The sequence below is a fragment of the Pseudomonas piscis genome (genome assembly GCF_009380155.1).
GTDB classification, from domain to species: domain Bacteria; phylum Pseudomonadota; class Gammaproteobacteria; order Pseudomonadales; family Pseudomonadaceae; genus Aquipseudomonas; species Aquipseudomonas piscis.
Genome location: NZ_WHUV01000001.1, coordinates 1,540,084 through 1,560,803, shown reverse-complemented (window position 1 = coordinate 1,560,803; position 20,720 = coordinate 1,540,084). Strand labels below are relative to the sequence as shown.

Genomic DNA, 20,720 nt, shown 5'->3' with positions numbered 1-20,720 from the left:
ACACCGTAGTGGACGCAAGAAACTGACAGTTGGATGGCCAATCGTACCGAGCGGTCACATTTAAGCATCCCGCCGGGAAAATGCCTAAGGCAGCAGGTCTTCGAGGCGCCCGTGCAAGCGTCGCGGCAGATCTTCCTGGATCTCGATCAGCGCGCGCTGAATCGCACTCTGGAAGCCCTGAACTCCCGCCGAGCCATGGCTCTTGACCACAATCCCCTGCAACCCCAGGAAGCTCGCGCCATTGTGCCGGGCCGGCGCCAGGTCCGCCTGCAGTCGCCGCATCAAAGGCAAGGCCAAGGCCCCTACCGCCCGAGAAAGCATGCCCTGCTTGAACAGCGCCTCGATGCGGGATGCGATCATGGTCGCCAGGCCTTCACTGGACTTGAGCAGGATATTGCCGACGAAGCCGTCACACACCACCACGTCCGCTTCGCCACGATACAGACCGTCTCCCTCGACAAAGCCGATATAGTTCAAGCCCCGGGCCTGCTGCAGGAGATTCGCCGCCAGCTTGACCTGCTGATTGCCCTTGATGTCCTCGGTGCCGATGTTCAGCAAGGCCACCCGGGGACGAGCGATGCCCAGGCTCTCCGCCGCAACCGAACCCATGATGGCGAACTGCAGCAAATGCTCGGCACTGCAATCGACGTTGGCCCCCAGGTCGAGCAACTGGCAGTAGCCGCGCTGGGTGGGAATGGCAGCCACCATCGCCGGGCGATCGATACCGGGCAAGGTCTTGAGTACGTAACGCGACAGCGCCATGAGCGCCCCGGTATTACCGGCACTGACACAAGCCTGGACCTTTTCCTCGCGCAACAGCTCAAGCGCCACCCGCATCGAAGAATCAGGCTTGCCGCGCAAGGCCTGGGAAGGCTTTTCGTCCATGGTGATCACCTCGCTCGCAGGGGCGATCGACAGGCGCGCGCGATCCACGGCCGAATGGCTGGAAATCAGTTCTTCAAGGAGGGAGGGTTGACCCACCAGGGTCAGGTGCAGCGAGGGGGTAGCAGACAGGCACGCAATACTGGCCTGAACAATGCTGCGGGGACCGAAGTCCCCGCCCATTGCGTCAATCGCGATGACTTGAGCGGACAAGGATTACTCGTCAGCGCCCTTGTCGATCACTTTACGACCACGGTATACGCCTTCTGGCGATACGTGGTGACGCAGGTGAACTTCACCGGTGGTCTTTTCTACGGACAGGGTGCTAGCCTCGAGAGCATCGTGGGAACGACGCATGTCACGGGCAGAGCGGGATTTTTTGTTCTGCTGAACAGCCATAATTGATTAACTCCTAAACGTTTGGGTCACGCTTTAACTGCGCCAATACACTGAACGGGTTGGACCGCGTTACCTCGTCCTCGCTCGGTTCGGGCTCATCGAGCCCCGCCGGCTGCTGGCATTCTTCCGGATGATGAGCAGGCACGATGGGCAAGGCGAGCAACAGCTCATCCTCGATCAACGCCTGCAGATCCAAAGGATCTTCGCCCAGTTCCAGCACGTCATAACCTTTCGGCAACGACTGGGTATTCGCACCCTCCTTCACCACCGCGTAACTGCATTCGCTGTGGATCGGCAGGGTGACCAGCTCAAGACAACGCTGGCAAACCATTTTGACTTCGACGTCGATGGAGCTGTGGATAACTACAGCTTTACGCTCGTCACGCTCGAAAACGAATTTAGCCTGCACCGTACCGACATCGTCGGCAAGCGGGTCGCAGAGTCTCTCCAAATCGGCCAGCAGCACTTCCCCCTGGAGGGTGGTACCACGGTCAGCCAATTTGCGCGGGTCAACGTGAGGTGGAATCGGGTCATTCAACATAGGCGCAGCATTATAGGGATGCCCCCGGCCATGTCAAAGGAAATTCAGCCCTGTCCGTCACTTGCCCGCCCCGCTAGAATTCCCGGCCCGCCCAGGAGATGCGCATGCTGCCTTTACTACTCGCCTCAAGCTCGACCTACCGCCGGGAATTACTGTCCCGCCTGCAACTGCCATTCACCTGCAGCTCCCCCGACATAGACGAAAGCCATCGCCCAGGCGAAAGCGCCGTGGAACTGGTCAAACGCCTGGCCGAGGAAAAGGCTCGCGCCCTCGCCCCCAGCCACCCAGGCCACCTGATCATCGGCTCGGATCAAGTCGCAGTATTGGGTGAACGAATCATCGGCAAGCCCCACACCTTCGACAAGGCCCGCCAGCAACTGCTGGACGCCAGCGGCGCCAGCGTGACCTTCCTCACCGGCCTGGCCCTGCTCAACAACCAGACCGGCCAATGCCAGGTCGACTGCATTCCCTTCACAGTGCACATGCGCACCCTGGACGACCAGCGCATCGAGCGCTATCTGAATGCCGAGCGCCCCTTCGATTGCGCCGGCAGCTTCAAGGCCGAGGGCCTCGGGGTCAGCCTGTTCAAAAGCACTGACGGCAGCGACGCCACCAGCCTGGTCGGACTGCCACTGATCCGCCTGGTGGACATGCTGCTAGCCGAAGGCGTGGACATACCTTGAGACCACGAAAAAGCCGGCCATAAGGCCGGCTTTCATTGGACGCCAGAGGCTCAACGCAAGGTCGGCCCCTGGAAGCCCATCCACATGGCGATCTGCTCGGCGACGCTGGCGCCAAGCTTCTTCGAGAAGCGATCGAAGGGCGACTCCTGGACGGTGAAGTCCACCACTTCCTTCTCGCCGATCACGTCACGCGCAACCGAACTGGTATTGCCCAGCCCGTCGATCAACCCCAACTGCAACGCCTGCTCGCCGGACCACACCAGGCCGGAAAACAGCTCGGGGTGCTCCTTGTCCTTCAACCGCTCGCCACGCCCCTGCTTGACGCTGGCGATGAACTGACGATGAGTGGTGTCCAGCACACCCTGCCAGAACTGAGTCTCCTCGGGCTTTTGCGGCTGGAAGGGATCGAGGAACGACTTGTGCTCACCAGAGGTATAGGTACGACGCTCGACCCCCAGCTTCTCCATGGTCCCGACAAAGCCATATCCAGCTGCAGTGACGCCGATGGACCCCACGAGGCTGGCCTTGTCGGCATAAATCTGATCAGCAGCACTGGCGATGTAGTAAGCGCCCGAAGCTCCAAGATCGGAAATCACCGCATAGACCTTGGTGTCCTTGTGCAAGGCCCGCAGACGGCGGATCTCGTCATAGACATACCCGGACTGCACCGGGCTGCCACCCGGACTGTTGATTCGCAGCACGATACCCTTGACCTTCGGATCGTCGAAAGCGGTGCGCAGACTGCCGACGATATTGTCCGCACTGGCAGATTCCTTGTCCGCGATCACCCCGGCCACATCGATTACCGCGGTGTAGCTGCCACCACGGGTGGCGCTCTTCTCGATGCTCATCAACGGAGTGAACACGAGCAATGCCACGAACAGATACACAAAGGTCAGCAACTTGAAGAAGATCCCCCAACGCCGCGACCGCCGCTGTTCCTGGACACCGGCCAACAGGGTCTTTTCCAAGAGTTTCCAGCTTCTGTCGTCAGGGCCTTCGGCGCCCGATGCGCGTGGTGCCTTCCATTCGTCGGTCATGCCTACTACCTCAGCCAAAAATTAACTCGCAGCCCGATTGAGCCAGGCATGCAATTGAGGAAAATGATCGATGGACAAGCGCGGCCCCAGCATTTGCAACGCCTCGATAGGCTGGGCACCGTAGCTTACGGCGACCGAATCCATGCCCGCATTGCGCGCCATCAACAGGTCGAAGGAAGAATCCCCAACCATCAGCGCCTGCCTGGCTCCAACCCCACAATGCGCAAGGATTTCTTCCAGCATCAAGGGGTGCGGTTTGCTGGCAGTCTCATCCGCGGCCCGGGTGATATCGAAGTACTCCCCCCAACCATGAGCCTTCAGCACCCGATCAAGGCCACGCCGCGCCTTGCCGGTCGCGACTGCCAACCGATACCCCTCGGCCCGAAAGCTCTCGAGCGACTGCACCACCCCGTCAAATAGCGGCGAGGGCTCGGCATCGAGCGCGATGTAGTGATCCGCGTAGTGCTGACGAAACGTCACCAACTGCTCATCATCGATTTCCGGATACAGGGTCCGGATCGCCTCCGGCAGGCCCAGGCCGATGATGCCCTTGACGGCGGAGTCATCGCACCGGGAAAAGCCGGAACGGTCGGCGGACACATGCATCGATTCGACAATCCGACCAATGGAATCCGCCAGGGTGCCATCCCAATCGAAGATCAGCAGCTTGTAATCAGGGTGCACTCAGGCGCTCCACGGTCCTGGCCCACATCTCGTCCACCGGGGCCTGCAATTTCAGCTCGCCACCATCGGGCAGCGGCACCGTCAACATGTAGGCGTGCAGGAACAGGCGTTTACCGCCCAGATCGCGGATTTCCCGAGTGAAATCATCGTCGCCGTACTTGCTGTCACCGGCGATGCAATGCCCGGCATGCAGGGTGTGCACCCGAATCTGATGCGTACGCCCAGTTACCGGCTTGGCTTCGACCATGGTGGCAAAATCACCGAAGCGACGCAGAACCTTGAACACCGTCAAGGCCTCCTTGCCCTCTTCGTTGACCTCCACCATGCGCTCCCCAGAGCGCAGGTTGCTCTTGAGCAACGGGGCCCGCACTTGCTTCAAGGCGGTCGCCCAATGGCCACGCACCAACGCCATGTAGCGTTTATCCACACCGTCGCCACGCAATGCAGCATGCAAATGACGCAACATGCTGCGCTTCTTGGCGATCATCAGGAGACCGGAAGTGTCGCGATCGAGGCGATGCACCAACTCCAGCTCCTTGGCATCCGGCCGCAACTGACGAAAGGCTTCGATCACGCCGAAATTCAGGCCGCTGCCGCCATGCACGGCAATGCCGGCCGGCTTGTTGATCACGATCAGCGCCTTGTCTTCGAAGACGATGGAAGACTCCAGACGCTGCAGCAACCCCTGGGCCAGAGGCACAGGCTCATCGCGCTCGGGCACGCGCACCGGAGGCACGCGCACAACATCGCCCTCCTGCAACTTGTACTCGGGCTTGATCCGCCCCTTGTTCACCCGCACTTCGCCTTTGCGCAAAATGCGATAAATCAAGGTCTTGGGCACGCCTTTGAGTCGAGCGAGAAGGAAATTATCAATACGTTGGCCGGCATATTCCGGCGTGACCTCAAGCAGTTGAACGCCTGGAGTCGAGGGGGCGGTAGTCGTCATGTCGCGGATAATAACAATTTTTATGGATTTGAAGCACTTAATGATTACTGCTATAGTCGCGAACGCCGCCAAAAGCGGCTGGACAGAGGAACAGCGGCCAACAGCCGGCCCTGACCAACGCAATTCATGAGGACGCAAGGCCGTCCTACGCAGCTCTCGCCACATAACGGACGAGTTGGACGCTGTAACAAGCGCAGGTGACATGAGGCCTGAAACCCGTAGGAAGCAGAGTTCCACTCGCCTCTTACGCAGCGATTAACGGCCAGTTCACAAAGTGCAGTCAGCGACTGACGACACCCAGGCGGAAGTTGTGGAAACAACGCCTTAGCCATGATGCGTGACCTCCCCTTTCGGAGTTCACGGTAAATGCCAACCCGCTGCGGATTCTGCGCGCGGCAGCACCCGAATTATCAGGGATACGTGTAGGGTGGAGATGCACAACCGTCGGACTGTGTAGCATTAGGCTTTATCAAGACGCTTCATCTCGTCCACAGTCGCCGGTTGATTCCTCCTCCTGACAGACTTTTGCTTAAGCGGTGCTTTAGTCACCACAGCAAGCAGGACGCGTGAGTCGCGACTTCGTTCCCGGTTGACAGGGACGAACCTCGCTAGACACTCGAGTGGTCAACCACTCCTGACGCACCTGACACCGACCGTGAGAAGTCGTGTGTGCCGAACGCCGTTTCCGGCAGCCCGGAAACCGACGGTACTACATGAAAAGAATGCTGATTAACGCAACTCAACCCGAAGAGTTGCGTGTTGCCCTGGTAGACGGCCAGCGCCTCTACGACCTGGACATCGAGTCCGGTGCACGCGAGCAGAAAAAGGCCAACATCTATAAAGGCCGCATCACTCGTATCGAACCTAGCCTCGAGGCTGCCTTTGTCGATTTCGGCTCTGAGCGCCACGGCTTCCTGCCTCTCAAAGAAATCTCCCGCGAATACTTCAAGAAAGCCCCTGAAGGCCGCGTCAACATCAAGGACGTCCTGAGCGAAGGCCAGGAAGTCATCGTCCAGGTCGAGAAAGAAGAACGTGGCAACAAGGGCGCAGCCCTGACCACTTTCATCAGTCTGGCCGGTCGCTACCTGGTCCTGATGCCGAACAACCCTCGCGCCGGTGGCATCTCGCGCCGTATCGAAGGCGAAGAGCGCAACGAACTGCGCGAAGCGCTGAACGGCCTGGTGGCACCTGCCGACATGGGCCTGATCGTCCGCACTGCCGGCCTGGGCCGCAGCAGCGAAGAAATGCAGTGGGACCTGGACTACCTGCTGCAACTCTGGACCGCCATCAAGGAAGCGTCCCAGGACCGTTCCGCGCCATTCCTGATCTACCAGGAAAGCAACGTCATCATCCGCGCGATCCGCGACTACCTGCGCCAGGATATCGGCGAAGTGCTGATCGACAGTGTCGAAGCGCAGGACGAAGCCCTGACCTTCATCCGCCAGGTGATGCCGCAGTACGCCAGCAAGATCAAGCTGTACGAAGACAGCGTGCCGCTGTTCAACCGCTTCCAGATCGAAAGTCAGATCGAGACCGCCTTCCAGCGCGTGGTCGAACTGCCTTCCGGCGGCTCCATCGTCATCGACCCGACCGAAGCCCTGGTGTCCATCGACATCAACTCGGCTCGCGCCACCAAAGGCAGCGACATCGAAGAAACCGCCCTGCAGACCAACCTGGAAGCGGCGGAAGAAATCGCCCGCCAACTGCGCCTGCGTGATATCGGCGGCCTGATCGTCATCGACTTCATCGACATGACCCCTGCCAAGAACCAGCGTGCCGTGGAAGAAAAAGTCCGCGAATGCCTGGAAGCCGACCGCGCCCGCGTGCAGATCGGCCGCATTTCGCGCTTCGGCCTGCTGGAAATGTCCCGCCAGCGCCTGCGTCCATCCTTGGGCGAGAGCAGCGGGATCGTCTGCCCACGCTGCAGCGGCACCGGCATCATCCGTGACGTCGAGTCGCTGTCCCTGGCCATCCTGCGCCTGATCGAAGAAGAAGCCCTGAAGGACCGCACCGCCGAAGTCCGTGCCCAGGTACCGATCCCGGTCGCCGCGTTCCTGCTCAACGAAAAACGCAACTCGATCACCAAGATCGAACTGCGTACCCGCGCCCGTATCATCATCCTGCCGAACGATCACCTGGAGACGCCGCACTTCGAAGTCCAGCGCCTGCGTGATGACAACCCGGACGCCAACAACAACCAGTCCAGCTACGAAATCGCCGCTGCCGCAGCCGAGGCCGAAGAGCCACAACCGGCCGCCGGCACTCGCACCCTGGTTCGCCAGGAAGCCGCGGTGAAGACAGCTCCAGCGCGTGCCAACGCTCCGGTTCCTACCGAAGCCGCCGCCCCAGCGCCTGCTCCGGCACCGACTCCGGTGGCCGAGCCAAGCCTGTTCAAGGGCCTGGTCAAGTCCCTGGTCAGCCTGTTCGCCAGCAAGGAGGAGCCTGCCGCACCAGTGGTTGCCGAGAAGCCGGCTCCCGAGCGTCCTGCCCGTAACGAAGAACGTCGTAACGGTCGCCAGCAGAGCCGTAGCCGCAACGGTCGTCGTGACGAAGATCGCAAGCCGCGCGAAGAACGTGCTCCGCGTGAGGAACGCGCACCACGGGAAGAGCGTCAGCCGCGTGAACTGCGCGAAGCTCGTGATGAAGGCCAGGCCACTGCTCGCGAAGAGCGCCAGCCGCGTGCACCGCGTGAAGAACGCCAGCCACGCGCCCCGCGCGAAGATCGCAAGCCTCGCGGCGAGCGTGAAGAGCGCGTACGCGAACTGCGCGAACCCCTGGATGCCGCTCCAGCGGTAGCCGCTGCCGCCGCTACTGCAGCCGTGGCCGAAGAGCGTCCGGCTCGCCAGCCACGCGAAGAGCGCCAGCCACGTCCGCCACGTGAAGAGCGCCAACCACGTGCCGAACAGGCCCAGGCCGCAGCCGTCAGCGAAGAAGAAGCGCTGCCTAACGAAGAGCAACTGCTGGAAGAAGGCCAGGACAACGCCGAAGGCGAGCGTCCACGTCGTCGCTCCCGCGGCCAGCGTCGTCGCAGCAACCGTCGCGAGCGTCAACGTGACGCCAACGGCAACCTGATCGAAGGCTCGGAAGAAAACACCGAAGAGCCAAGCAGCGACGACCTGGCCGCCGGCCTGGCAGTCACCGCTGCCGTTGCCAGCACCGTGATCAGCGCCAATGCCGAAGCCGAGGCTCATCAGCAAGCCGAACGCGCTACCGCCGCTGTTGCCGAACCGACCCCTGAAGCACCGGTGGTCGAGGCCACCACTGCGGTAGAGGCTCCAGCCGCACCAGCCGTGGAAGTGGCTCCAGCAGCCGAAGTCGCACCAGCCGCTGAACAGCCGGTCGAGATCGCTGTCGAACCCGCCGTGGTCGTCGAGACCCAGCCGGTGGTTGCCGAGCAGCCTGTCGTAGAACCTGTAGCCCCAGCTCCAGCGTTCGAAGAACCAGCCGCCGAGCCAGCCCCGGTAGCCGCTCCAGTAGCTGAACCGGTGATCGAGCAGCCAGCCCCGGTAGTGGAGCCTGCTCCGGTTGTCGCTCCAGTAGCGGTCGAGGCTCCAGCTCCGGTAGCCGAAACGGCTCCAGCCAGCGCCCTGACCAGCAACGGCCGCGCACCCAACGACCCGCGCGAAGTGCGTCGCCGCAAGCGTGAAGCCGAGCGCCTGCAGAAGGAAGCCGAACTGGCTGCCGCTGCTGCTCCGGCCGAAGCCGTGGTCGCTGTCGAAGCTGCACCGGTAGTTGAAGCCCCTGCGATCGTCGAGGCAGCTCCTGCACCTGTCGAAGCACCTGCCGCAGCTCCTGCGCCAGTTGCCGAGCCTGAGGCGCAGCAACCTGGCCCAGTGGTCGAAGAAGCGCCACGCGCTGTCGAGCACAGCCCTGAGCACGTAGCCCACGCCGAAGAGAAAGAGCACGAGACCAAACCTCTCGTCTGATTCCATCGGCTGATAAAAAGCCCCGCTCCGGACCTCCGGGCGGGGCTTTTTTCATACCCGTGTTTCAGCCCTGCCGATAGTCCAGCGCCTGCGGCACGTCCACGTCCCACAGGACACCCGGATCACTCACCGGTACCTCGACCACCGTCCCGGAAGCAAACAACGACCTGCCCCCGCGATCACCGGCCAACCCGAGCAGCGCTTGGCCATAAGCCCGGCCAAAACCCACCGGATGTCCCAGCTCGTCCCCATGCCTTGGCACGCAAATCCGCCCTGGCTGCATGGCCTCGACCACTTGCCGGATAGTGTCGGCCTGAATGAAGGGCATATCCCCCAACACCACCAGCCAACCCTTGGCCTCTGCCGCGGCGCTCACCACTGCTGCCAGGCTATGGCCCATGCCGGCGGACTCCAACTGCAGCACTTCACAGCCATGGGCCCGGCCCAATGCCAGGACCTGCGGTCGGTGCGCAGTGGTCACCAGGACTCGATGCACAATCTCCCCCGGCAGATTCACCAACGCCTGCTCCAGGACCGGCCGCAACACCCCGTCACGCCCCAGGCAGGGCGCCAGCAGCTTGTCCTGGCCATGCCCCGCCACATCCTGATAACGCCTGCCCTGCCCCGCCGCCAGGATCAGCGCACAGGGCAGCAGGCTCATACGGCCACCTGGCTGGCGTGGGACGCGGGCTTTTTCTGCACGGTTTCGACGCCGTTCTTCAGTGCCACGATCTCGGCCATCAGCGACAAGGCGATCTCCGCCGGGGTATGGCTGCCGATATGCAGGCCCACCGGCCCGTGCAGACGCCCGATAGCCTGGGCCGACAACCCCAGCAGTGCCAAGTTGTCCCGGCGCTTGCGACTGTTGACCCGGGAGCCCAACGCACCGACGTAGAAGGCCCGGGAGTCGAGCGCCGTGAGCAAGGCCATGTCGTCCAAGCGCGGATCATGGGTCAGGGCCACCACGGCAGTACGCTCATCGGGCTCGATACTCGAAACCGCATCGTCGGGCATGCCGGCGACAAACCGTCCGTCCTCCGCGTCCCAGCCATGCACGAACTCCCGCCGTGGATCGCAGACCAGCACCTCGAAGTCCAGCAGGCGGGCCATTTGCGCCACGTATCGGGACAGCTGCCCGGCGCCGATCAACAGCAAGCGCCAGCGCGGCCCGTAGATCGCCCGCAAGATGGCTCCGTCGAACGCCAGCTCATCGCTCTTGCGCGCCGGCTCGAGCCGCACCGCGCCGGTGGCCAGGTTCAGTTCCCGGGCCACGATCTGGTGAGCCTGGCACCGCTCGAGCAGTTCGGCGACCCAGGCCGGATCGCCGACCCGCTCCTCGGTCAGGCGCAGGGTGCCGCCACACGGCAAGCCGAAACGCGCCGCCTCCTCCAGGGTCACGCCATAGGTCACCAACTGGACCGGCGGCCCCTGCATCGCCAGGCGCCCATCTGCCAGACGCGCGATCAGGTCATCTTCGATGCAGCCACCGGACACCGAGCCGATCACCACCCCGTCATCGCGCAGCGCCAGCATGGCACCTGGCGGTCGCGGTGCACTGCCCCAGGTCTGGACCACGCTGTACAGCACCACCGCCCGACCGGCGCGCCGCCACTCCAGGACACTGCGCAGGACATTCAGGTCGACGCTGTCCATCAGGCGCTCGCCTGCTGCCAGCCCTGCAGCTGGTAGCGTACCGGCAAGTTGCGGATGCGCTTGCCGGTAGCGGCGAAGATCGCATTGCACAAGGCCGGCGCAATCGGCGGCACTCCGGGCTCGCCGACGCCACCCAGCGGCACCTCCCCGGGCGGCGTCACCAGGTGCACCTGCACCTCCTTGGGCGCCAGGGACATGCGCGCCACTTCGTACATGTGGAAGTTGTCCTGCTGGACCTTGCCGTCCTTGAAGCTGATTTCCCCCAGCACCGCGTTGCCCAGGCCCATGACACAAGCCCCCTCGAACTGCGAACGGATACGCTCGGGGTTGATCTGCGGACCACAATCCACGGCGATATCGGCCTTGTGCACGATCAGGGTGCCATCGCCCTTGACCTCCACCTCGATCACCGCTGCGACGTAGGTCACGAAGCTGTAGTGCACCGCCAGCCCCAGGCCGCGCCCCTTGGGCAGCTCCCGTCCCCAACCGGCGGCCTTGGCGGCGGTTTCCAGCACCGTGCGCAGGCGACCGGTGTCGATGGGATAGCGCTCGGGGGATTCGCCATAGTTCCACTCCTCGCTCAAGGTCCGCGGATCGATCTGCCGATCAGGCCCCAGCAGGCGCAACTGGTAGCGCAACGGATCTTCACCGGCCTTGTGGGCCAGCTCGTCGACGAAGCTCTGGATCGCGAAGCCATGGGGAATGTTGGACACCGAGCGATACCAGCCGACCCGGGTGTGGGCAGCCGCCTCGGGGTTCTCCAGGCGCACGTTGGGAATGGCATAGGCCATGTTGGTAAAACCCATGCCCAGCTCGAAAGCCGCCTCATGGTTCATGCCCGGGGCGAACAAGGCCGTGATGCTCGGCGCCACGGTGCGGTGCAGCCACGCCGCAGGCATGCCGTCCTTGTTCAACCCGGCCTTGAGGTATTCGGCCGACACGGTGTGGAAATACGAGTTGTGGATATCGTCCTCGCGGGTCCACTGCACCCGCACCGCCTTGCCGGGAAAGGCCTTGGCCAGGATCGCCGCCTCGATGATGAAATCGGGCTTGGACTTGCGACCGAAGCCGCCGCCCAGCAGGGTGACGTTCACCGTGACCTGGTCGAAACCAATCCCCAGCCGCTCGGCGATGCGCTCGCGAGTCACCTGGGGCGCCTGGCTCGGCGCCCAGGCTTCGCAGCGACCGTCCTGGAAGCGGGCCACGGCCACCATCGGCTCCATCGGCGCCTGGGCCAGGTGCGGCAAGTAGTAGGTGGCCTCCAGGCTGCCGTCGGCGCTCCCCAGGGCCTGCTCTAGGTTGCCGGTGCTGCGCACTACCTTGCCTGGCTGGTGCGCGGCCGCCTCCAGCTCCTTGCGGTAGTCGATGGAGTTGTAGCCGGCGTTGACCCCATCCTCCCACTCGAGCTTCAACGCCTCGCGGCCCTTGATCGCCGCCCAGGTATTGCTCGCCACCACCGCGACCCCGCCCAGGGGCTGGAACTCCGAGGGCAAGGGACGGCTTTCGATCGGGATCACCTTGATCACCCCGGGCACCTTCAGCGCGGCGCTGTCATCGACGGACTTGAGCTTGCCGCCATAGACCCGGGGCCGGGCCACCACGGCGAACAGCATGCCTTCGAAATGCACGTCGGCGCCGTACACCGCACGACCATTGACGATGTCCTGGCCGTCGATCGCCCGGGTCGCTTCCTTGCCGATGTAGCGGAACTGCGAAGCTGGCTTCAGCCGCAGGCTGTCCCGCGGCGGTACCGCCAGGGCCCCGGCAGCGACGGCCAGGGCGCCGTAGCCCAGTTCACGCCCGCTGGGCTGGTGGACCACCTTGTGCAACTGTGCCCGGCACTCCGCCAGCGGCACCTGCCACTGGGCGGCGGCCGCTTGCTCGAGCATGGTCCGCGCTGCCGCGCCGCAACGGCGCATGGGCTCGTACCAATGGCGCATGCTGCGCGAGCCATCGGTGTCCTGGTTGCCATAACGCGCCTCGTCACCCGGCGCCTGCCTGACCTTGACCAGGTCCCAGTCGGCTTCCAGCTCGTCGGCCACCACCATGCTCAGACTGGTGCGCACGCCCTGGCCCATTTCCGAGCGATTGCAGATCACCGTCACAGTACCGTCGGCATCGATGCTGACATAGACCTTGGGATCGTCGACCCAGCCGTGGGGCATGCCGTCGGCGCCGAACTTCTTGTCCTCGGCAAAGGCGTCCTGCCAACCCCAACTGGCGGCCAGCACCAGGGCACCGGTGGCGCCCACGCCCTTGAGAAAGCCCCGGCGACTCAGGTTGGCCAGGGTGAAATCAGTGGGTAGAGGACTCATGCCTTGGCCTCCTGCAATTGGCCGGAGGCGCGACGGATCGCGGCCTTGATCCGGTTGTAGGTGCCGCAGCGGCAGATATTGCCGAGCATCGCCTCCTCGATCTGTTCGTCACTGGGGTTGGGGTGGATCTTGAGCAGCGCCGTGGCGGACATGATCTGCCCGCCCTGGCAATAGCCGCACTGGGCTACCGCGGTGTCCAGCCAGGCCTGCTGCACCAGTTGGCCCACCGGATCGTTGTGCAGGTTGTCGATGGTGCTGACGTTCTTGCCCAGCACCGAGCCAACCGGGGTGATGCAACTGCGGGCAGGATCGCCGTCGATATGGATGGTGCAGGCACCACACAAGCCCATGCCGCAGCCGAACTTGGTGCCGTTGTAGCCGATCACGTCGCGGATCGCCCACAACAGGGGCATATCCTCGCTGACGTCCAGTGGGTGGTCTTGTCCGTTGAGTTTCAGGGTAATCATGGGCACGCCCGCATTCTATGGAGGGATGGGGTCGAACCATCTGTCGCGCGGTACCGCGACTGCGGGGCACGCAGATCGGCTCAGGCTAATCGGGCTCTCTTGTGAAGCTCGAGCTTCACCGGGCCCTTGGGAACAGCAAGAAGCACATTCTTAGCCTGCTAAGTTAAGCCCTAATTAAGCAAAAAGCCTTGTCCGAACGTCATTCGGGCAAGGCTTTTTTGGGCCAGGGGCGGCGAACGGTCATGCTCCGTAGAGGTTGGGCTCCATCTCCAGCTCGACGCCGAAACGCTCGGCGATGTCGCGCTGGATCCTCTGGGCCAACGCCAACAACTGCCGTCCGCTGGCGTTGCCGTAGTTGACCAGCACTAGCGACTGCAAACGATGGACCCCGGCATCGGCCTCGCGAAAGCCCTTCCAGCCTGCCTGCTCGATCAGCCAACCGGCCGCCAGCTTCATCTGCCCATCCGCCTGGGGGTAGGCCACCAGGCCTGGGTGCGCCTGGCGAATGCGCTCCGCCAGCGCCGCCGGCACCACCGGGTTCTTGAAGAAGCTGCCGGCGTTGCCCAGCACCGCCGGGTCCGGGAGTTTTTCGCTGCGAATGCTGCAAATCGCCTGGCTGACATCGCCGGCAGTGGGCCGCTCGATGCCCTGCTCCGCCAGGCGCTGGCGTACCGGGCCGTACTCAAGGTGCAGATGCTCGGCCCGACTCAGGGCAAAACGCACCCGCAGGATCAGCCAACGACCAACCTCCTGCTTGAACAGGCTGTCGCGGTAGGCGAACCGGCACTGCTCCAGGTCGAACTCGCGCAACTCGCCGGTCTGCCGATCGAGGGCGGTGAGACCGGCGAACACATCCTTGATCTCGACACCATAGGCACCGATGTTCTGCATCGGCGCGGCACCGACGGTGCCGGGAATCAGGCTGAGGTTCTCCAACCCGGACAAGCCCTGCCCCAGGGTCCACTGGACGAAGGGGTGCCAGGGCTCCCCGGCTTCGGCTTCCACCACCACCCGCTGCCCATCGTCCTCGAGCAGGCGGGTACCGCGGCTGGCCATGCGCAGCACCAGGGCCTGGATATCCCCGGCCAGCAGCAGGTTGCTGCCGCCACCGATCACCAGCAATGGCAACTGGTGCTCGCGACTGTAGTCCAGGGCCTCACGGACTTCGGCGTCATCATGGGCCAGGGCGAACAGCCGGGCCTTGACCTCGACCCCGAAGCTGTTGAACGGCTTGAGCGACACATCGGACTGGATGACCAGGCTCATAGGCGCCCCTTCAATTCGATCACCAGGCGATCACAGGCCGCTTCGATCAGGTCCAGCACTTGCTCGAAACCCTTTTCACCGTCGTAGTACGGGTCCGGCACCTCGTCGAGCACCGCCTCGTAGCGGCGCAGGAACAGGTCCAGCTCGGCCTTGCCATTGGCCGGTTGCAGGGCCTCGAGGTTGCGCAGGTTGCTCTGGTCCATGGCGAAGATCAGGTCATAGCGCGAGAAGTCGGCGCTGCTGACCTGCTGCGCCCGTTGCGCCGACAGGTCGTAGCCGCGCTGCAACGCCGCCCGCTGGCTGCGGGAGTCCGGCGCCTTGCCGACGTGCCAGTCGCTGGTGCCGGCGGAAGCCACTTGTACCTGCTCGGCAAGACCGGCTGCACGCAGTTTGTGGCGCAACACGCCTTCGGCGGTGGGTGAGCGACAGATGTTGCCCAGGCAGACGAACAGGACCTGCATCAGGCCTCCAGCAGGCGTCGGACGCGCTCGAGGTCTTCGGCGGTATCCACGCCGGTGGGCGGGGCTTCGAGGGCATCGGCCACATGGATGCGCACGCCGTGCCACAAGGCCCGCAGCTGCTCCAGGGACTCGGTGTTCTCCAGCCAGCAAGGCCCCCAGTTGACGAAGTCATGGAGGAAACCGGCACGGTAGGCGTAGATGCCGATATGGCGGCGGTAAGGCACGCCGGCGGGCAGTTCGTCACGATTGCGGGCAAAGGCGTCACGGGCCCAAGGCAGGGTCGAGCGACTGAAGGTCAGCGCCAGGCCGTTGAGGTCGCTGACCACCTTGACCACGTTGGGGTTGAACAGGGTCTGTGCATCTTCGATCGGCTCGGCCAGGGTGGCCATGCGCGCTTCGGGATGGGCCGCCAGGTTGGCCGCCACCTGGTCGATCACCGCCGGCGGGATCAGCGGCTCGTCACCCTGGACGTTGACCACGATGGCGTCCGCCGCCAGCCCCAGCTGGGTGGCGACCTCGGCCAGGCGGTCGGTGCCGGAGTTGTGGTCTTCACGGGTCAGCAGCGCTTCGGCGCCAAAGCCCTGGCACGCATCGACGATACGCTGGTCGTCGGTAGCCACCACCACGCGCTCGGCGCGGCTCTTGCGGGCCTGCTCCCAGACCCACTGGACCATCGGCTTGCCGGCGATCATCTGCAGCGGCTTGCCCGGCAAGCGGGTGGAGGCGAAACGCGCCGGGATGACAACGGTGAAGGCGCTGGTCATTTGTCCAGGCGCTCCTCGGTGGTCAGGGTGCGAGCCTCGCTTTCCAGCATCACCGGGATGCCGTCGCGGATCGGATAGGCCAGGCCGGCGCCCTTGCTGATCAGCTCGGTCTTGTCGGCGCTGAGTTTGAGAGGGCCCTTGCAGATCGGGCAGGCCAGGATGTCGAGCAGTTTGGTGTCCATGAGGGTTTCCCTGGATAGAAGCGGTTTAAGGCAATAGACGGTCAGGCAGCAGGCGCATCAACTGGGTGTCGAACCAGGCGACGAAGGCTGGCGATGGCACCGCGTCGACCGCCAGGTACCACCAGTCGGCCGCCGCGAATTCGCGGCACTTGACCGCATCTTTCTCGGTCATGACCAGCGGCAACGACGGGGTGAAGGCCAAGGCCTGCGCACTGTATTGGGCATGGTCGGCAAATGCATGGGGGACAGGTCGCAAGTGTAGCGTTTCAAGGGTATTGAAGAAACGCTGGGGGTTGCCGATGCCGGCCACCGCGTGCACCGCTTGCCCCGGGGTGAAATGCGCCAGCGGACGACGCTCGCCGCTTTGCAGGTTGATCAGCGCCGAAGGCTGGAGCTCAAAGGCGAAACCATCGTCGCGATCGGCGGCGGCACCGTTGTACAGCACGGCATCCACACTGTGCAGGCGCTCCACCGGCTCGCGCAGCGGACCGGCCGGCAGGCAACGGCGATTGCCCAGGCCGCGGGCCGCGTCGATCAGCACCAGCTCCAGGTCGCGAGCCAGGCGGTAATGCTGCAGGCCATCGTCGGAGAGGATCAGGTCCAGCGGCTCGGCGGCGAGCAGGGCTTGCACCGCGCGGCTACGATCGGGATCGATCATCAATGGCACGCCGCAGCGCTGGACGATCAGCAGCGGTTCGTCGCCCGCCACCTCGGCGCTGTCCGTGGCCGTGACCCGCCAGGGCAACTGGGCTGGCTTGGCGCCATAACCACGGCTGACCACGCCGACGCGCAGGCCGAGGCGCTGGCAATGCTCCACCAACCACAGGATCAACGGAGTCTTGCCGGTACCACCGACCGTGATGTTGCCCACCACCACCAGGGGCACCGGCGGCTGGTAGATCTCGCCCTCGCCGGCCAGGAAGCGCTGGCGCTTGCCCACCACGACACGGCGGTACAGCCATTCCAGTGGCTGCAGCAGTTTCAGTGCGCGATGGCCCTGGTACCAGGCGGCGAGCAAACGATCGAAAAGTGCCATCAGGGAGCCGGCGCCGCCTCGACGGTGGTCATGCGCAGATGGCTGAAACCGAGCTTGCCGGCCGCGTCCATGGCAGTGATCACCGCTTGATGCTGGGTCTTGCCATCGGCGCTGATGGACAGCGGCAGGTTGGTATCGCCAGCGGACTCCTTCTGCAAGGCCTCGATCAGGGTCGCCAGGTCGTTCTTGGGCAATACCTGGTTGTTCACCGAGAACACCCCGTCGGCGCTGATGGCGATATCCAGCTGCTTGATCTGCTGGTCCTCGGCCGGCGAGCCGCTGACGGCTTCGGGCAGGTCGACACGCAATTCGGTTTCCCGGGTGAAGGTGGTGGTGACCACGAAGAACAACAGCAGGATGAACACCACATCGATCAGCGACGCGAGGTTGATGTCCACGGTTTCCCGGGGTTTGCGACGGAATTTCACGCTGCGCCCTCGGCCAGGTCGACATCGCGGTCGCCCTGGATCACTTCCACCAGCTTGATCGCCTCCTGCTCCATGCCCACCACCAGCTCATCGACCCGGCGTTGCAGGAAACGGTGGAAGAACACCGAGGGGATCCCCACCATCAGGCCCGCAGCGGTGGTGATCAGGGCCTTGGAGATACCTCCGGCCAGCACATGGGCGTTGGTGGTCATGCCCGAGCCCATGAACGAGCTGAAGATATCGATCATGCCCAGCACGGTGCCCAGCAGGCCCAGCAGCGGCGCCATGGCGGCGATGGTGCCCAGGGCGTTGAGGTAGCGCTCCAGCTCGTGGATGACCCGGGCCGCCGCTTCCTCGATGCATTCCTTCATGATCTCGCGGCCATGCTTGGAGTTGGCCAGGCCCGCGGCCAGGATCTCGCCCAGGGGCGAATCGGCACGCAGTTCCTTGAGCTTGTCCTTGTTCAGCTGCTTGTCCTTGATCCAGCGCCAGACCTGGCCCAGGAGGTGGGGCGGGGTCACACGGCTGGCCCGCAGGGTCCACAAGCGCTCGGCGATGATGCCCACGGCCGCGATGGAACTCAGGATGATCGGCAGCATCATCCAACCGCCGGATTTGACCAATTCCCACACAGTGACAGCCCCCTCGAAAAAGTGCGCCACTCTAACATAGGGGCCGGACGCACCGAAGACCGTGATGTCGCATGTTTCCAGGCTTTAATAACCCACGGTTATTTAAGGCATTGTTACCGGCTCACGCCAGAACCGCCGTTGCTCGCGCACGCTGTAGGGCGTCGCAAAAGCCCCCAGGCGCAACCTCAAAGCGCCCTGCTCGGCACTGTCATAAAGCGCCATGCCCAGGCTCCGATAACGCGCCACCACCTGCGGGTGCGGGTGACCGAAGGCATTGCCCCGGCCCCGGGAAACCAGTACCGCGTCGGGCGCCAACCGTTGTAGCAGGGCCATGGACGAAGAGGTCCGGCTGCCATGGTGCGGCGCCTGCAACCAATGGGTCCGCTGCGCCAGCGGGCCCTGGAGCAAAGCCCGCTCCGCATGGATATCGATGTCGCCAGTGAGCAGCAGGCGCTCACCCCGGGCCTCGACCTGCAACACACAGGAAGCCTGGTTGCCATCGCGCGCCCCGGCCCATTGCCACTGGCGGAAACGCACGCCATCCCATTGCCAGCTCGCCCCGGACTCGCACGGCATGGCCTGCAGGATGGCCGGCAATGCCTCGGGCTCGCCACTACGCACCAGGCGAACCGGCAACGCCCGCTGCACCGCCAGGGCGCCACCGGCATGATCGTTATCGGCATGGCTGAGCAACATCAGGTCCAGCTGGTGGATGCCCAAGCGCTGCAGGGTCGGCACCACTACCCGCTCGCCGAGGTCGAAATCGCCGCTACGGGCGCCCGCGTCGTACAGCATCGCGTGGTTACGGGTACGCAGGACGAACGACAGCCCCTGGCCCACATCCAGCTGCCAGACTTCGGCCTCGCCGAAGGGCACTCGAGGCTGCGGCGGCCAGGCCACCAACAGCAACAGCGGCCAGCCGAGAATCCGCAGCGGCACGCCGGACGGCAGCAACAGCAACAACGCCCCCAGACTGGCGAGGCTCCAGATCCAGCCGGGCAACAGCGGCGCGACCCAGGCCGGCCACCATCCGGCGATCAGCCCCAGCACACGGAACAGTCCCTCCAGCAGCCCACCGGCCAGCCACAACAAGCCTTCGCCCACCACTGGCAGGGGCAACAACAGGCTTCCCAGCAAAGCCGGCGGCAACACCAGCAGGCTGACCCAAGGCACCGCCAGCAGGTTGGCCAGCGGACCGCTGAGACTGATGGGCAGGCCCAGGGCCAGCATCGGCGGCAGCAGGCCGATCGCTATCAGCCATTGGGCGCGGGTCCAGCTCTGCCACCAGCGCCAGGCCCCCAGCCGCCCGGCGAAGGTGAAGATCAGGATCGCCACCGCCGCGAACGACAGCCAGAAGCCCGGTTGCAAGCTGGCCAGGGGTTCGAGCAACAGCACCGCATCCAGCGCCAGCAGCAGCGGCCACCAAGTGCCCAGGTGACGAAAGCGCAAGCGCCAGAGCAGGACCAGGGCCACCATCACGCAGGCGCGCTGCACCGGCACGTCGAACCCCGCGAGCAACCCGTAGCCCAACGCCCCGAGAAAGCCCAGGACGCAGGCCCACGGCAGCCATGGCCAGCGCGCGGGCCAGGCGCCGAGCCGCGCCAGCCCCGCCACGACGAGATAGATCACCCCCGCCAAGAGGCTGATGTGCTGCCCGGAAATGACCATCAGGTGCACGGTGCCGGTGTCTTGCAACAGCTGCCAGTCCTCTCGCGTCAGCCCGGAACCATCCCCCATCACCAACGCGGCCAGCCCTCCGCCCCGACCATGGGCCTCCACCCCCAGCAAACGCTGGCGCAAGCGGTCGCGCCAGGCGCCCTGGGCCGGCGCCAGCAACTGGCCATCCTTGACCGTACCGACGGCGCCGATACGCCGCGCCAGCAGCCACGCCTCGTAGTCGAACCCCTGTACGTTGAGCAATCCCACGGGGCGGCGCAGCGTCACCGCCAGGCGCCAGCGCTCGCCGCTCTTGACCGGCGGCCCGTCACGCCAGCTCACGCGAATTCGCTGTGGCAGGCGCTCGCGTCGGGCCTGGGCATCTTGCAACTCGAACCGCACCACCTGCGCCCCAGCCTCCGGCAAACCGGTGATCCGTCCTTCCAGCCAGCGAGTCTGGCCGTCCAGGCGCGACGCCAACCGATCGTCGAGCGCCCACTGCGCACAGGCACAGGCCCAACTGAAGCCGAATAGGAAAAATGCCACCGGATGTGTACGAAACGGCAACAGCAGCAAGGCCAGCACCAATACCGGCAACAACCACCAGAGCGGCGGCAAGGCCGGCAGAAAACCCAGCGCCAGAAGCCCCGCGGCCAAGCCCAGCATCCCTGTTCGCATCAGCCAATCCATCCATGACGAGCCCTACCCTTGGCTTAGCCGAGGACGGCCGGACATGGCTTTATCATTTGTCACAATGTC

20 protein-coding genes are annotated in these 20,720 nt (G+C 64.3%); 2 read left to right on the top strand and 18 right to left on the bottom strand.

Annotation, left to right across the window (positions count from 1 at the left end; all coding sequences use genetic code 11):
* Positions 1-84 precede the first annotated feature (84 nt).
* Genes plsX through GDH07_RS07440 form a run of 3 tightly spaced genes read right to left on the bottom strand, consistent with a single transcriptional unit; the run spans position 85 to position 1,822 of the window.
* Positions 85-1,095, bottom strand: coding sequence for a phosphate acyltransferase PlsX (gene plsX, locus GDH07_RS07450; RefSeq protein WP_085066058.1), 1,011 nt, complete (start codon positions 1,093-1,095; stop codon positions 85-87).
* 3 nt (positions 1,096-1,098) lie between these two features.
* The gene (gene rpmF / locus GDH07_RS07445) at positions 1,099-1,281 is read right to left on the bottom strand and encodes a 50S ribosomal protein L32 (RefSeq protein WP_003179396.1); all 183 of its coding nucleotides are present in this window, start codon (positions 1,279-1,281) and stop codon (positions 1,099-1,101) included.
* Positions 1,282-1,294: 13 nt separating this feature from the next.
* Positions 1,295-1,822, bottom strand: coding sequence for a YceD family protein (locus GDH07_RS07440; protein ID WP_053135801.1), 528 nt, complete (start codon positions 1,820-1,822; stop codon positions 1,295-1,297).
* Between the two features lie 104 nt (positions 1,823-1,926).
* Between GDH07_RS07440 and GDH07_RS07435 the strand changes: the two genes are divergently transcribed.
* Positions 1,927-2,505 carry a Maf family protein gene (locus tag GDH07_RS07435; RefSeq protein WP_152897049.1) on the top strand — a complete coding sequence of 193 codons (579 nt, stop codon included), beginning with the start codon at positions 1,927-1,929 and terminating at the stop codon, positions 2,503-2,505.
* A 50-nt stretch (positions 2,506-2,555) separates the two neighbouring features.
* Here the strand turns inward: GDH07_RS07435 and sppA are convergent, their stop codons facing one another.
* From sppA to rluC, 3 genes are read right to left on the bottom strand one after another with little or no spacing between them, the layout of a single operon-like run.
* The gene (gene sppA / locus GDH07_RS07430) at positions 2,556-3,545 is read right to left on the bottom strand and encodes a signal peptide peptidase SppA (RefSeq protein ID WP_103326503.1); all 990 of its coding nucleotides are present in this window, start codon (positions 3,543-3,545) and stop codon (positions 2,556-2,558) included.
* A 21-nt stretch (positions 3,546-3,566) separates the two neighbouring features.
* Entirely contained in the window at positions 3,567-4,229 is a 663-nt protein-coding gene (locus GDH07_RS07425) for an HAD-IA family hydrolase (RefSeq protein WP_343038189.1), read from the bottom strand.
* Positions 4,219-5,175 carry a 23S rRNA pseudouridine(955/2504/2580) synthase RluC gene (gene rluC, locus GDH07_RS07420; RefSeq protein WP_085597198.1) on the bottom strand — a complete coding sequence of 319 codons (957 nt, stop codon included), beginning with the start codon at positions 5,173-5,175 and terminating at the stop codon, positions 4,219-4,221. Before rluC ends, GDH07_RS07425 begins: the two co-directional genes overlap by 11 nt.
* Before the next feature lie 713 nt (positions 5,176-5,888).
* Here rluC and rne point away from each other — a divergent pair.
* Complete coding sequence (gene rne / locus GDH07_RS07415) at positions 5,889-9,101, top strand: ribonuclease E (RefSeq protein ID WP_152897048.1); 3,213 nt, start codon at positions 5,889-5,891, stop codon at positions 9,099-9,101.
* 64 nt (positions 9,102-9,165) lie between these two features.
* On the opposite strand, the gene GDH07_RS07410 is transcribed toward rne, so the two are convergent.
* The 12 genes from GDH07_RS07410 to GDH07_RS07355 all read right to left on the bottom strand — a co-directional run bounded on the left by GDH07_RS07410 (position 9,166) and on the right by GDH07_RS07355 (position 20,639).
* On the bottom strand, positions 9,166-9,762 hold the full coding sequence (locus GDH07_RS07410; protein WP_152897047.1) for a nucleotidyltransferase family protein: 597 nt from the start codon (positions 9,760-9,762) through the stop codon (positions 9,166-9,168).
* Positions 9,759-10,754 carry an XdhC family protein gene (locus tag GDH07_RS07405; RefSeq protein ID WP_152897046.1) on the bottom strand — a complete coding sequence of 332 codons (996 nt, stop codon included), beginning with the start codon at positions 10,752-10,754 and terminating at the stop codon, positions 9,759-9,761. Before GDH07_RS07405 ends, GDH07_RS07410 begins: the two co-directional genes overlap by 4 nt.
* Positions 10,754-13,069 carry a xanthine dehydrogenase family protein molybdopterin-binding subunit gene (locus GDH07_RS07400; protein ID WP_152897045.1) on the bottom strand — a complete coding sequence of 772 codons (2,316 nt, stop codon included), beginning with the start codon at positions 13,067-13,069 and terminating at the stop codon, positions 10,754-10,756. The genes GDH07_RS07405 and GDH07_RS07400 overlap by 1 nt, the downstream gene beginning before the upstream one ends.
* Complete coding sequence (locus GDH07_RS07395; protein ID WP_152897044.1) at positions 13,066-13,536, bottom strand: (2Fe-2S)-binding protein; 471 nt, start codon at positions 13,534-13,536, stop codon at positions 13,066-13,068. The genes GDH07_RS07400 and GDH07_RS07395 overlap by 4 nt, the downstream gene beginning before the upstream one ends.
* Before the next feature lie 240 nt (positions 13,537-13,776).
* On the bottom strand, positions 13,777-14,802 hold the full coding sequence (gene murB, locus GDH07_RS07390) for a UDP-N-acetylmuramate dehydrogenase (protein ID WP_152897043.1): 1,026 nt from the start codon (positions 14,800-14,802) through the stop codon (positions 13,777-13,779).
* On the bottom strand, positions 14,799-15,263 hold the full coding sequence (locus GDH07_RS07385; protein ID WP_152897042.1) for a low molecular weight protein-tyrosine-phosphatase: 465 nt from the start codon (positions 15,261-15,263) through the stop codon (positions 14,799-14,801). Before GDH07_RS07385 ends, murB begins: the two co-directional genes overlap by 4 nt.
* The gene (kdsB, locus tag GDH07_RS07380; protein WP_053135780.1) at positions 15,263-16,027 is read right to left on the bottom strand and encodes a 3-deoxy-manno-octulosonate cytidylyltransferase; all 765 of its coding nucleotides are present in this window, start codon (positions 16,025-16,027) and stop codon (positions 15,263-15,265) included. Before kdsB ends, GDH07_RS07385 begins: the two co-directional genes overlap by 1 nt.
* A complete protein-coding gene (locus GDH07_RS07375; protein ID WP_011060103.1) occupies positions 16,024-16,209 on the bottom strand; it encodes a Trm112 family protein in 186 nt (61 codons plus the stop codon). The genes kdsB and GDH07_RS07375 overlap by 4 nt, the downstream gene beginning before the upstream one ends.
* A gap of 25 nt (positions 16,210-16,234) precedes the next feature.
* The gene (gene lpxK / locus GDH07_RS07370) at positions 16,235-17,245 is read right to left on the bottom strand and encodes a tetraacyldisaccharide 4'-kinase (protein WP_152897041.1); all 1,011 of its coding nucleotides are present in this window, start codon (positions 17,243-17,245) and stop codon (positions 16,235-16,237) included.
* Positions 17,245-17,673: an ExbD/TolR family protein gene (locus GDH07_RS07365; protein ID WP_022643156.1), complete on the bottom strand. Its 429-nt coding sequence runs from the start codon at positions 17,671-17,673 to the stop codon at positions 17,245-17,247. Before GDH07_RS07365 ends, lpxK begins: the two co-directional genes overlap by 1 nt.
* Positions 17,670-18,305 carry a MotA/TolQ/ExbB proton channel family protein gene (locus GDH07_RS07360; RefSeq protein ID WP_022643155.1) on the bottom strand — a complete coding sequence of 212 codons (636 nt, stop codon included), beginning with the start codon at positions 18,303-18,305 and terminating at the stop codon, positions 17,670-17,672. The genes GDH07_RS07365 and GDH07_RS07360 overlap by 4 nt, the downstream gene beginning before the upstream one ends.
* 102 nt (positions 18,306-18,407) lie before the next feature.
* Positions 18,408-20,639, bottom strand: coding sequence for a DNA internalization-related competence protein ComEC/Rec2 (locus GDH07_RS07355; RefSeq protein WP_152897039.1), 2,232 nt, complete (start codon positions 20,637-20,639; stop codon positions 18,408-18,410).
* Positions 20,640-20,720: the final 81 nt, after the last annotated feature.

Coding starts and splice junctions, on each gene's coding strand:
- rpmF (WP_003179396.1), bottom strand. CDS start 1,281: ATGGCTGTTCAGCAGAACAAAAAATCCCGCTCTGCCCGTGACATGCGT.
- GDH07_RS07440 (WP_053135801.1), bottom strand. CDS start 1,822: ATGTTGAATGACCCGATTCCACCTCACGTTGACCCGCGCAAATTGGCT.
- GDH07_RS07435 (WP_152897049.1), top strand. CDS start 1,927: ATGCTGCCTTTACTACTCGCCTCAAGCTCGACCTACCGCCGGGAATTA.
- sppA (WP_103326503.1), bottom strand. CDS start 3,545: ATGACCGACGAATGGAAGGCACCACGCGCATCGGGCGCCGAAGGCCCT.
- rluC (WP_085597198.1), bottom strand. CDS start 5,175: ATGACGACTACCGCCCCCTCGACTCCAGGCGTTCAACTGCTTGAGGTC.
- rne (WP_152897048.1), top strand. CDS start 5,889: ATGAAAAGAATGCTGATTAACGCAACTCAACCCGAAGAGTTGCGTGTT.
- GDH07_RS07410 (WP_152897047.1), bottom strand. CDS start 9,762: ATGAGCCTGCTGCCCTGTGCGCTGATCCTGGCGGCGGGGCAGGGCAGG.
- GDH07_RS07405 (WP_152897046.1), bottom strand. CDS start 10,754: ATGGACAGCGTCGACCTGAATGTCCTGCGCAGTGTCCTGGAGTGGCGG.
- GDH07_RS07400 (WP_152897045.1), bottom strand. CDS start 13,069: ATGAGTCCTCTACCCACTGATTTCACCCTGGCCAACCTGAGTCGCCGG.
- GDH07_RS07395 (WP_152897044.1), bottom strand. CDS start 13,536: ATGATTACCCTGAAACTCAACGGACAAGACCACCCACTGGACGTCAGC.
- murB (WP_152897043.1), bottom strand. CDS start 14,802: ATGAGCCTGGTCATCCAGTCCGATGTGTCGCTCAAGCCGTTCAACAGC.
- GDH07_RS07385 (WP_152897042.1), bottom strand. CDS start 15,263: ATGCAGGTCCTGTTCGTCTGCCTGGGCAACATCTGTCGCTCACCCACC.
- kdsB (WP_053135780.1), bottom strand. CDS start 16,027: ATGACCAGCGCCTTCACCGTTGTCATCCCGGCGCGTTTCGCCTCCACC.
- GDH07_RS07375 (WP_011060103.1), bottom strand. CDS start 16,209: ATGGACACCAAACTGCTCGACATCCTGGCCTGCCCGATCTGCAAGGGC.
- lpxK (WP_152897041.1), bottom strand. CDS start 17,245: ATGGCACTTTTCGATCGTTTGCTCGCCGCCTGGTACCAGGGCCATCGC.
- GDH07_RS07355 (WP_152897039.1), bottom strand. CDS start 20,639: ATGCGAACAGGGATGCTGGGCTTGGCCGCGGGGCTTCTGGCGCTGGGT.